The organism is Streptomyces sp. NPDC018045 (genome assembly GCF_044327445.1).
Taxonomy (GTDB): domain Bacteria; phylum Actinomycetota; class Actinomycetes; order Streptomycetales; family Streptomycetaceae; genus Streptomyces.
The window spans coordinates 1-11,596 of record NZ_JBIRFL010000027.1 but is presented as its reverse complement, the minus strand read 5'-3'; the positions used below and the strand labels follow the sequence as shown (position 1 = coordinate 11,596).

General features: G+C 74.6%; 2 protein-coding genes. Both read right to left on the bottom strand.

The genetic code is table 11. The features are described 5' to 3' along the window. Positions 1-10: 10 nt before the first annotated feature. Positions 11-8,344: an SDR family NAD(P)-dependent oxidoreductase gene (locus ACH4EB_RS33075; protein ID WP_398351919.1), complete on the bottom strand. Its 8,334-nt coding sequence runs from the start codon at positions 8,342-8,344 to the stop codon at positions 11-13. A gap of 41 nt (positions 8,345-8,385) precedes the next feature. After that, positions 8,386-11,596 (bottom strand): condensation domain-containing protein (locus tag ACH4EB_RS33070; protein ID WP_398351917.1); only part of this gene is annotated, 3,211 nt, incomplete at its 5' end.

The following is an 11,596-nucleotide window of genomic DNA, read 5'->3' as shown; positions in this document are numbered from 1 at the left end:
GCTCATGTTCTCAGGGCCTTCCCAGCTCATTGTCGATCAAGGAAAAGAGTTCGTCCGCGTCGGCCGCGGCGATCTCCTGGTCGTGCACCGGCTCCGGCGTGTCCTCGGCGGTCACCGTGGCCAGCAGCTCCCACAGCCGGGCGGTGACGGCCGAGCGCAGCGCGTCGTCGCCGACGGCGGCCAGCCGCGCCTCCAGCAGGTCCAGGCCGGCGAGGACCGAGGGCGTGCCGGGGTCCGGCGGCGCGGCCGGGGCCGGTGGTGCGTCGGGGGCCTGTGGTGGGGCCGCGGGCTGGTTCGGGGGCTGTTTCGGGGTGAGCCGTTCCAGCAGGTGCCGCGCCAGTGCGGCCGGGCTCGGGTGGTCGAAGGTGACCGTGGCGGCCAGCGTGAGACCGGTCAGGGCGCCGATCCGGTTGCGCAGTTCCAGGGCCGTCAGCGAGTCGAAGCCCAGCTCGGTGAAGCCCCGGTCGAAGGGCACGTCGCCCGTCCCCGGCCGGCCCAGCGCGGTCGCGATCTCCGTCTGCACCATGCGCCGCACCGCCGGCTCCCGGTCGTGGCCGGGCAAGGTGAGCAGCCGGTCGCGGAAGGTCCGCGTCGGCCCGCCGGTTCCGGCGCCCGCCGTGTCGGTGGCGCGGACGGGCCGATGGCCGGGCCCGGATGCGGGCCGGGGCCGCCCGCGGAGCATCGTGGGCAGTTCGGCTTCCCGCGCTCCGGAGCGGTCGAACCGGGCGGGTACCAGGTGCGCCCGGTCCGCGCCGAGCACGAGGTCGAACAGGGCCAGCCCGTCGTCCGTGGGCAGGGGCCGCAGCCCCATCCGGAGCATCCGCCGCAGGTCGGCGTCGCCGAGCCGGCCGGTCATGCCGGTGCGCTGTTCCCACAGGCCCCACCCCAGGGAGAGGGCGGGCAGGCCCAGGCCGCGCCGGTGGTGGGCCAGCGCGTCGAGGAAGGCGTTCGCCGCCGCGTAGTTGGCCTGTCCGGCCAGGCCGATCGTGGCCGAGACCGAGGAGAACAGCACGAACGCCGACAGGCCGAGGTCGCGGGTCAGCTCGTGCAGGTGCCAGGCCGCGTCCGCCTTCGTGGCGAGGACCGCGGTGAGCTGATCCGGCGTCAGCGACAGCGCCGCACTGTCGTCCATGACCCCGGCCGCGTGCACGACGGCCCGCAGCGGCGCCGCCGCCGGGATGGCCGCGACGGCCTCCGCCAGCGCGGCCCGGTCGGTGACGTCGCAGGCGGCCGCCCGGACGGTGGCGCCCGCCGCGGTCAGCTCCGCGACCAGGTCGGCCGCGCCGTCGGCAGCCGGGCCGCCGCGGCTGAGGAGCAGCAGGTGGCGCACGCCGTGCGCGGTCACCAGGTGCCGGGCCACGGTGGCGCCGAGTCCACCGGTCCCGCCGGTGATCAGGACGGTTCCGCCGGTGCCGAGAGGCAGGTGGCCGGGGTCGGGTACGGGGACGGAGCCGCGCGCCAGCCGGGGCGCGAGGACCCGGCCGGAGGCCAGGGCGAGCTGCGGTTCGCCCGTCGCCAGGGCCCGGTCCAGCGCATCGGCCGCCGGTCCGCCGGTGCCGTCGGAGTCCAGCAGGACGATCCGGCCGGGGTGTTCCGTCTGCGCCGCCCGCAGCAGTCCCCATACGGTGGCGGCGGCGAGGTCGATACGGGTGTCCGGCTCCACGGCCACGCCCCGCCGCGTACGGACCACCAGCCGCGATGTGCCGTCTTCGTGGTCCCGCAGCCACTTCTGGACGTCGCGCAGGACGGACTGCGCGGTGGCGTGAACGGCGTCCGGCAGGTCCGTCCCGTGTGTCGTCGCCTCGTCCGCCGTCACCTCCAGCACGTCCGTCGTGGTGTCCGTGGCCACCGGACCGCCGGACGCGGCGGCCTCCCGCCACTCGACCTGGAACAGGCCGGGGTCGAAGCGCCGGGCGTCCAGCGGCCGCAGGGCGAGGGATGCGACCGTCAGCACCTCGATCCCGCTGCCGTCGGTGACGGCCAGCGACGCCCGGTGCTCACCGGCCGGGCTGATCCGCACCCGGAGCCGGGACGCGCCCACGGCCGTCAGCCGCACGCCGGACCACGAGAACGGCACGAGCGGGCCGGGGCCCGCCTCCAGCACCAGGGGGTGCAGTGCCGCGTCGAGCAGCGCGGGGTGTACGTGGAAGGGGCCCGCCTCGTCCCGCAGCGCCATCTCCGCGAGGAGGTCGGCACCGTGCCGCCAGACCGCCTGGAGGTTGCGGAACGCCGGGCCGTATTCCAGGCCGCGTTCGGCGAGCCGGTCGTACCAGTCCGAGAGGTCCATCGGGGTGGCCCCGGGCGGGGGCCACGCGGTCAGTGTGGCGCCCGGTGCGCCGCCGGTGTCCGTACCGACGCGGCCGGTGGCGTGCAACTGCCATTCCCCGTCGCCGTCACCGCGGACGCGGCCGTGGATCCGGACCGCGCGCAGGCCCGTCTCGTCGGGTGCCGCCGCGCGGAGCTGCACCTCGGCCTCGCCCCGCTCCGGGATGACCAGCGGCGTGTGCAGGGTCAGCTCCGCCACCAGGCCGCCGACGCACAGGGCCATCTCCAGCAGCGCCGTTCCGGGCACCACGATCCGGCCCCGTACGCGGTGGTCGGCCAGCCAGGGGCGGGTCCGGAGCGACAGGTGTTCCGTGCGGAGGGTGCCGTCGCCGTCGGCGAGTTCCACGGCACGTCCCAGCAGCGGCTGGTCGGCCTTGGCGTCGAGCCAGTACCGCCGGCGCCGGAAGGCGTAGGTCGGCAGGTCGATGCGGGATGCTCCGGCGCCGGCGAACGCCCGGCTCCAGTCCACCGCCGTACCGCGCGTCCACACCTCCGCCACGGACGTCAGGAACCGGTCCAGTCCGCCTTCGCCGCGCCGCAGCGTCCCCGAGACGACGGCCGGGGCCGGCGTCCGGGCGTGGCCGTCCAGGACTTCCTGGACGGCGGTGACGAGCACCGGGTGGGAGCCGACTTCGATGAAGGTGCGGTGGCCTTGTCCGGCCAGTGCCTCCACGGCCGACCGGAAGTGCACGGTCTGCCGCAGGTTGCGGTACCAGTAGCCCGCGTCCACCAGCCCCTCGCCCAGCCAGTCCCGGTCGACGGTCGAGTAGAACGGCACCTGTGCGGGGCGGGGGTCCAGGTCCGCCAGCACCCGGGCGAGTTCGTCCTCGATCAGCTCGACGTGGGAGGTGTGCGAGGCGTAGTCCACCGGGACCTTGCGGGCCCGGCCGCCCTCCGCCTCGCAGGCGGCCAGCAGTTCGTCCAGTGCCTGCGGGTCACCGGCGACCACCGTGGCCGACGGGCCGTTCAGCGCCGCGATCTCCAGGCGGTCCGCCCACGGCTCGATCCGGGACCGCACCTGCGCCGGGGGCAGCGCCAGTGACACCATCCCGCCGAGGCCGGCCAGCCCCTCGGCGATCGCCTGTGACCGCAGGGCGACCACCCGTGCCGCGTCCCGCAGGGACAGCGCGCCGGCCACGCACGCCGCCGCGATCTCGCCCTGGGAGTGCCCCACCACCGCCGCCGGCTCGACACCGTACGAGCGCCACAGGGCCGCGAGCGAGACCATCACCGCCCAGGACGCCGGCTGCACCACGTCCACCCGTTCGAGCGTCGGCTCGCCGGGGTGCTGCCGCAGTACGCCTTCGAGGTCCCAGTCCACGAACTCGGCCAGTGCCGCGGCACAGGCGCGGAGCCGTTCCGCGAACGCCGGTGCCTGGTCCAGCAGTCCGGCCGCCATCCCGGCCCACTGGGAGCCCTGGCCGGGGAAGACGAAGACCACCCGGTCACCGGGGTGGCGGGCCGCTCCGGTGACCGCGTGCGGAACGTGCTCGTCCCGCGCCACCGCGTCCAGTCCGGCCAGGAGGGTCCCCCGGTCGGCGGCCACGACGACGGCACGGTGCTCGAACTCCGTACGGGACGCCGCCAGTGACCACCCGACGTCCACCGGGCGCAGCTCCGTGTCGGACGCCACCCGTTCCCGCAGCCGGTCGGCCTGGGCGCGCAGCGCGGCTTCGGACGCGCCCGACACCACCACCGGCAGGGGGTGTTCCGGCGCCGCGGTGCGCTCCGGTGCGGCGGTGGTGGCCGTGGGCGCCTGCTCGATGATGACGTGTGCGTTGGTGCCGCTGATGCCGAACGACGAGACGCCGGCCCGGCGCGCCCGCCCGGTCTCCGGCCACGCACGCTGCTCGGTCAGCAGCTCGACCGCCCCCGACGACCAGTCCACATGCCGCGACGGGACATCCACATGCAGCGTCTGCGGCAGCACACCGTGCCGCAAGGCCAACACCGTCTTGATCACGCCTGCGACGCCCGCGGCTGCCTGTGTGTGGCCGATGTTCGACTTCAGCGATCCCAGCCACAGCGGCTCCGTACGGTCCTGCCCGTACGTCGCCAGCAGCGCCTGCGCCTCGATCGGGTCACCGAGTGTCGTGCCGGTGCCGTGCGCCTCGACCGCGTCCACGTCCGCCGCCGACAGCCCCGCGCTCGCCAGCGCGTCGCGGATGACCCGCTGCTGGGCGGGGCCGTTGGGGGCACTGAGGCCGTTGGACGCGCCGTCCTGGTTGACGGCCGAGCCGCGCACCACGGCCAGCACGCGGTGGCCGTTGCGCCGCGCGTCCGAGAGCCGTTCCAGGACCAGTACGCCCACGCCCTCGGACCAGCCCGTGCCGTCCGCCGCGTCCGAGAACGCCTTGCACCGGCCGTCCGGCGACAGCCCGCCCTGCCGTGAGAACTCCACGAACATGCCGGGTGTGGACATCACCGCCGCGCCTCCGGCGAGGGCGAGCGAGCACTCCCCCGACCGCAAGGACTGCGCCGCCAGGTGCAACGCCACCAACGACGACGAACACGCCGTGTCCACCGTCACCGCCGGCCCCTCGAACCCGAACGTGTACGCCACCCGGCCGGACGCCACACTCGGGGCCCCGCCGGTCAGCGCGTGTCCGCCGAAGCTCTCCGACGTCTCGTGCAGCCGGGGCACGTAGTCCTGGTTCATGACGCCCATGAACACCGCCGTACGGCTCCCGCGCAGCGTCGCGGGGGCGACCGTGGCGTGTTCCAACGCCTCCCACGACGCCTCCAGCAGCAGCCGCTGCTGCGGATCCATCGCCCGCGCCTCCCGCGGGCTGATCCGGAAGAAGTCGGCGTCGAACTCCGCCGCGTCCGGGAGGAAGCCGCCCGTCCGCACGCCACCCGTGCTCGCCTCGTCGAGGCTCCAGCCGCGGTCCTCCGGGAACGCCGACATCGCGTCCGTCCCCTCGGACACCAGCCGCCACAGGTCGTCCGGCGACGCCACACCGCCCGGCAGCCGGCAGCTCATGCCCACGATCGCGACCGGGTCGTCGTCCGGGGCCGCGGCGTCGGCACCGCGGTCCGGCGCGTCCCCCGCCAGTCCGGCGCGGAGGTGGCGCGCGACCGCGCCGGGCGTGGGATGGTCGAACACCAGGGTCGTGGGCAGCCGCAGGCCGGTCGCGCGGCTCAGCCGGTTGCTGAGTTCCACCGCCGTGACCGAGTCGAACCCCAGCTCCTTGAACGTCAGGTCGGGCCCGATGTCCGCCGTGTCGCCGTGCCCGAGGACGGCCGCCGTCTGCGCGCCGACCAGCTCCCGCAGTTCCCGTTCCCCCGGGCCGGCCGGGGTCGCGGCGGGCTCGGCCTCCGGTGCCGCCACCGGCTGCGAGAGGGGCGGGGCGGCACTGTCGCCGGTGATCCAGTAGGGCTGCCGCTGGAAGGCGTACGGGGGCAGTTCCACCGTACGGGCGCCGGTGCCCTCGAACATCGGCCGCCAGTCCAGCGCGACGCCCTGGACGTGCAGTTCGGCCATGGACAGCAGCAGCCGCCGGGCGCCTCCCGCACCACGGCGCAGCGTGCCCTGCACGAGCGCGCCGGACACGCGGTCCACGGTGTCCTGGACCGCCATGGTCAGCACCGGGTGCGGGCTGGCCTCGACGAACACGCCGTGCCCGTCCTCGGCGAGGGCCCGGACGGCGTCCTCCAGACGTACCGTCTCCCGAAGGTTGCGGTACCAGTACTCGGCATCCAGGCGGTCCGCGTCCAGGCGGCCGCCGGTGACGGTGGAGTAGAACGCGACGCCGCTGTCCCGGGCCGTGACGTGCCGGGCCGCTTGCAGGACCGCGTCACGGATCTCCTCCACCTGGGCCGAGTGCGAGGCGTAGTCGATCGGGACGATCCGGGCGCGCACGCCCTTGGCCTTGTACTCGGCCACCATGGCGTGCACGACGTCGACGGGGCCGGAGACGACGACCGCGTCCGGGCCGTTCAGCGCGCCGATCGTCACCCGTTCCAGGTCGACGTCGGCCGCGGGCACGGCCAGCAGGGCCATCGCCCCGCGTCCGGACAGCCGGGCGACGATGGCCTTGCCGCGCTCGGCCATCAGCCGTACGGCGTCCTCCAGGGAGACGATCCCCGCCGCGCAGGCCGCGGTGATCTCTCCCTGTGAGTGGCCCACCACGGCGGACGGCGCGAGGCCGACCGACCGCCAGACCTCGGCCAGCGACACCTGCACCGCGAACAGCGCGGGCTGCATGACGTCCATGCGCAGCAGGGCGGCCTCGTCGGCGAGCACGTCGCGCAGCGACCAGTCGACCAGTCCGTCCAGCAGCCGCGCGCAGGTGTCCATCCGGGCGGCGAACACCGGTGAGGTCTCCCACAGCTCCAGCGCCATCCCGGCCCACTGCGGCCCCTGACCGGGGAACATCCAGACCACACCCGCCGCCGTCCCCGAGGGGGCGGCCACGCCCTCCACCACGTTCGGGGAGGGACCGCCCGCGGCCAACGCTGCCAGTCCGTCGAGCAGTTCGGCGCGGTCGGCGGCGACGACGATCGCGCGGTGCTTCAGTGCCGTACGGGTGGTGGCCGTCGAGTGGCCGATGTCCGCCGGCGTCAGCTCTGCGTCGGACGTCACCCACTCCAGCAGCCGTGCCGCCTGGGCGCGCAGCGCCTGCGCGGTGCTGCCCGACACCGGGACGGGCACCGGGAGCGGGGCCGCGGCCCGGGGGCTCACCTCAAGTCTCCCGACGGCGCTCGGCCCGTCGGTGGCCGGGGCCGTGCCGGGAGCCGCCGCGACCACCAGGTGGCAGTTGGTGCCGCCCACGCCGAACGAGCTGACCCCGGCGAGGCGGGGGCCCGGCGGCCATGGGCCGGTGGTGTTGTTCACCCTCAGCCGCAGCCGTTCCATCGGGATCGCCGGGTGCGGCTCGGTGTGGTGCAGGCTCGCCGGAAGGGCCCCGTGGCGCAGCGACAGCGCCACCTTGATCAGCCCGACGACCCCGGCGGCGCCGTCCAGGTGTCCGATGTTGGTCTTCACGGAGCCGACGAGCAACGGCCGCCCCGGGTCCCGGCCCTGGCCGAGCACCGTCCCGAGGGCCTCCGCCTCGACGGGGTCCCCCGCCTTCGTACCGGTGCCGTGTGCTTCGACGTACCGCACGTGCGCCGGGTCCGTCCCCGCGCGGGCGTAGGCCTCGCGCAGCAGGTCACGCTGGGCGTCGCCGTCCGGCACGGTGAGCGCCGGGCCGCCCCCGTCGTTGTTCACGGCGCCGCCGAGCAGCACGCAGTGGATCCGGTCGCCGTCCGCGAGGGCGTCCGCCAGGCGCTTGAGGACGACCATGCCGCCGCCCTCGCCCCGCACGGTGCCGTTGGCGCGCGCGTCGAAGGCGCGGCAGCGGCCGTCCGGGGACAGGGCGCCGGAACGGGCGAAGGCGAGGGTGCTGTCCGGCGTCAGGTTCAGGTGGACGCCGCCGGCCAGGGCCAGTTCGGTGGTGTGCGCCAGCAGGCTCTCGCAGGCCAGGTGCACGGCGACCAGGGACGAGGACTGCGCCGCGTCGACCGTGAGGCTGGGGCCGCGCAGGCCGAGGTGGTAGGAGAGCCGGTTGGCGATGACGCCCCGGCTCAGCCCGGCCAGCGAGTGGTGCGACACGGCGCCGGGGCCGTGCCGGTGGACGAGTGTGGCGTAGTCGTCGCCGGTGGCGCCGAGCAGCACCGCGGCGGAGCCGCCGCGCAGGGTCCGCGGCACGATGCCGGCGTGTTCCAGTGCCGTCCAGGCGAGTTCGAGCGCCAGCCGCTGCCGCGGGTCCATGGCCGCCGCTTCGCGCGGTGAGACGCCGAAGAAGCCGGCGTCGAAGCCGTCGACCTGGTCCAGGAAGCCGCCGCGCCGCTGTCCCGGGCCGTCCAGGGTCCCGTCGGCGCCGGCGAGGTCCCAGCGTCCGTCCGGTACGTCGGTGATCGCGTCCACGCCGTCGCGCAGCAGGCGCCAGAAGGCGGCGAGGTCCGCGGCGCCCGGGACCCGGCAGGACATGCCGACGACGGCGACCGCGCGCTCGGTCGGGTACTTCGGGGTCACGTCTGGTTCCTCCGCCGGGAGTGCCCGCTGGGGGCGGTTCGTCATCTGGCTGCATCCGTTCGCGTCCGGCCCGATCCGGCCCGCAGGCGGGTCAGGTCCGCTTCGGGGTGGGCCACGATCTCCCGCAGCAGCCGCTGGTAGGCACGCGCCATGCTCTCGGCCGTCCGCCGGGTGAACAGGTCGGTGCTGTACTCCAGGGAGCACCGCAGGCCGGTCGCCGTCTCCTGGGCGGTCAGAGCGAGGTCGTACTTCGCCGTGCGGGAGCCGGGTACGGGGTCCAGCGGGACGACGGTGAGCGCCGCGGGCTCGCTGTCGCCGGCCGGGAGCGGGGCCGGGAGCAGGTTGAACATCACCTGGAACAGCGGGGAGCGGTCCGGGCCGGGCTCCGGCACCAGGGCCCGGACCAGGTCGGCGAACGGCAGGTCCTTGTGTTCGTGTGCTTCGGCGACGGCCTGCCTGGCCTGGGCCAGCAGGTCGGTGAACGGGCGCTCCGGTGCGATGCCGAGCCGCAGCACGACCATGTTGACGAAGTAGCCGACGAGTTGTTCCAGTTCGGCCGTGGGCCGGTTGGCGACGGGGGTTCCGATCGCCAGTTCCCGGTCCTCGCAGTGGTCGCCCAGCAGCACGGCGTACGCGGACAGCAGGGTCATGTACAGCGAGGTGCCGCGCTCCTGACTGAGCCGCTGGAGCCGGGTGCGCAGGTCGAGCGGGACGTCGAAGTCCACCGTGGCGCCCTGGAAGGACTTCACGGGGCACCGCCGGTAGTCGGTGCGCAGCGACAGGCAGGCCGGCAGGCCCTCCAGACGGCGGCGCCAGTACGTCTCCTGCCGGGTGAGTTCCTTGGTGTCGACCGTGCGGCTCTGCCGGCGGGCGAAGTCGGCGTACTGGAGCGGCAGGGGTGGCAGGGCCGGTTCGCGGCCCTGGCTCAGCGCGCCGTACAGCGCGAGCAGTTCCGTGAGCAGGGTCCGTACCGACCAGCCGTCGAAGACGCCCCAGGGCCGGGTGAGGACGAGGACGTGCCCGTCGTCCGGCAGGGTCAGGACGTGGGCCCGGAGAACGTACGGGTCGTCGGGGGAGAAGGGTCGCAGCCGTTCGGCCCGGAGCCATTCGGTGACCGCGCTGTCGTCGTCGGCGGCGACGACGCGCACGGCGAAGCCGGCGCTGTCGTGCATCTGTTGGGTGACGGTCCCGTCGGCGCGGACGTAGCTGGTCCGCAGCACCGCGTGGCGGGCGATGAGGGCTTCGACGGCCCGCACGTAGGCGTCGCGGTCCAGCCGGCCCACGACCCGGAAGGCGAGCTGCACGTTGTCGTACGACGTGCCCAGGTGTGCGGGCCGGTCGAGGAACCACAGGTCCCGCTGCTGCAGGGCGAGCGGAGCGGGCCCGTCGTCCCCGGTGGTGGCGGGCCGGGCCGGTTCGGGTCCGGGAGCGGCCGGCTCCCGGTCCAGGGACTCGGCCAGCTTCGCCACGGTGGCGCCGGTGAGGATCTGCTGGAGCGGCAGTTCCACGCCGGTCTCCTCCTTCACGCGCAGGTTGAGGCGGACGGCCAGCAGGGAGTCCCCGCCCAGGGAGAAGAAGTTGTCCTCGATCCCGACGCGGCCGAGACCGAGCACGTCCTCCAGTACCCGGCAGAGTGTGCGCTGCGCCTCGGTCGTGGGCGCGACGTAGACCTCCTTGGCCACGGCGTCCTCGTCCGGTGCGGGCAGCGCGCGCTTGTCGACCTTGCCGTTGACCGTGACGGGCAGTTCTTCGAGGAGCACGAACACACCGGGGACCATGTAGTCCGGCAGTTCCGCGGACAGCCGTTCCTTCAGCGTCCGTGCCATGGCCGGGCCCAGGTCGCCGATCCGCGGCACGTTGGCGAGGTGGGCGGCGCGGTAGGCGGCACGCGCCCGTACGGGAGGCAGTATTTCCTTGCCGAAGACCAGGTCCAGCGTGTCGGGCCGGTCCTGCGACCAGGTGGGCGCCACCCGGTAGCCGAGCGTTTCGGCGTGGCGCAGGACGGCTTCCAGCTCCCGCACGTCCTCGGCGGCCCGCGCGGTCAGCCGGGCGCCGCCCACCAGGGGCTCGATCTCCTGGGAGGGCGACCAGCGCGTCAGCCCTTCGGCGAGCCGTACGTCGTCGGCGACGCGGGGGTTGGCCAGACCGCTGACGCCGAACCGGGCGGGAGTGCCGTTGTCGAGGAGCGTGCGCAACTGCGCCGCGGTGGGGATGTCCAGCCACGGGAAGGGCTCGGCGGGAGCCGTGGCGCCCTTGGTCAGGACGATGTCGTAGCGGTAGGCGAGCATCTCGTTGTCGCCCGTCCCGCGCTTGGCCAGCACATCGACGGCGCCCAGTTCGGGGAAGCGCTCGGTCAGACCCACGCAGTACGTCGGGCTGAGCAGCAGCTCGTTCTCCTGCCGCCGGTGCCACCGCAGTTGGGCGGCCATGGCTCCGGCGGTGGTGCGGCCACCGGTACGGCCGCGCTCGACCGCGCCGAGGTGGGCCGTGTACAGGTCCAGGTTCCTGAGGTCGCCGATGAGGATGCGGCCGCCGTCCTCGACGTGGGGCAGCAGTTGCGCGATGACGTCTTCCAGGTACTGCCGGTTCGGGAAGTACTGCGCGACCGAGTTGACGACCACGGTGTCGAAGGTGACGCCGGATTCCTCCGCCAGGCGCCGTACGGACAGGGCGTCCCCCTGCTCCAGGGTGACGTGTGACCAGCCTCGGCGTGCCACGCCCCGCCGGACGTCGCCGAGCGCCGACGCCGAGAGGTCGAGGGCGTGGACCGACGCGCAGTCCTGGGCGTAGCGGAAGAGCAGCAGTCCGGTGCCGCAGCCGATCTCCAGGAGCCGCTGGGGCCGCAGCTCCTCGATGCGCCGGACCGTCCCCTCGACCCATTCGCGCATCTCACGCTCCGCGATGGGCTCGCCGGTGTAGCTGCTGTCCCAGCCGGCCAGGTTCAGGTCGTCCGCGGTGTCCGCCCCGAGGGACCCGGTGTACTGGTCCTCGAACACACGCTGCCACTGGTCGAGGAGCCCGGCGTTCTGCTCCCGGGCGGCGTCGTCGAGCCACCGCGCCGTCGGGGACACGTAGGCGACCAGCGCGCGGCTGCCGCCGGATTCCCGGGGGACGACGACGCTGTGCGACACGGCTTCGTGCCGCGCGAGGGCGGACTCGATCTCGCCGAGTTCGATGCGGAAGCCACGGATCTTGACCTGATCGTCGTTGCGGCCCTGATACTCCAGCGACCCGTCCGGCAACTGCCGCACC